Source organism: Psychrobacter sp. UBA6766 (genome assembly GCF_002453355.1).
Taxonomy (GTDB): Bacteria; Pseudomonadota; Gammaproteobacteria; order Pseudomonadales; family Moraxellaceae; genus Psychrobacter.
In genome coordinates this window covers 16,583-16,954 of the sequence record NZ_DKGQ01000001.1, presented here as the reverse complement: position 1 = coordinate 16,954, position 372 = coordinate 16,583, and the positions used below count along the sequence as shown (strand labels likewise).

The 372-nt window shown below is 46.0% G+C and carries 1 protein-coding gene; it reads left to right on the top strand.

From position 1 onward, the window contains the following. Positions 1–372 (top strand): transposase (locus B4K26_RS00075; protein ID WP_296242853.1); only part of this gene is annotated, 372 nt, incomplete at both ends.

Below are 372 nucleotides of genomic sequence, written 5' to 3'. Positions count from 1 at the left end.
CAGCTTTGATGACATCAAAGACTTTCAGAAGCAGCTCATGCAATCCTTTATCGACACTGCCTTAGAAGCTGAGATAGAAGACCATCTTGGCTACCCTAAGCATGAGAAAGCAGATAAGCCAAACAAGCGTAACGGTCATACTAAAAAGACCGTCCGCAGTGATGCAGGCGATCTTGAGATATCCACCCCAAGAGACCGTGACGGTGCTTTTGAACCTGCCTTAGTGTGTAAGCATCAAACCCGTATTAGTGGCCTTGATGACAAGATCATATTCCTTTACGCCAAGGGTCAAACCACCACCGAGATTGTAGAGAGCATTAAAGAGCTGTACGATGTCGACATCTCAAGCTCTCTTGTCTCAAGAGTCACTGA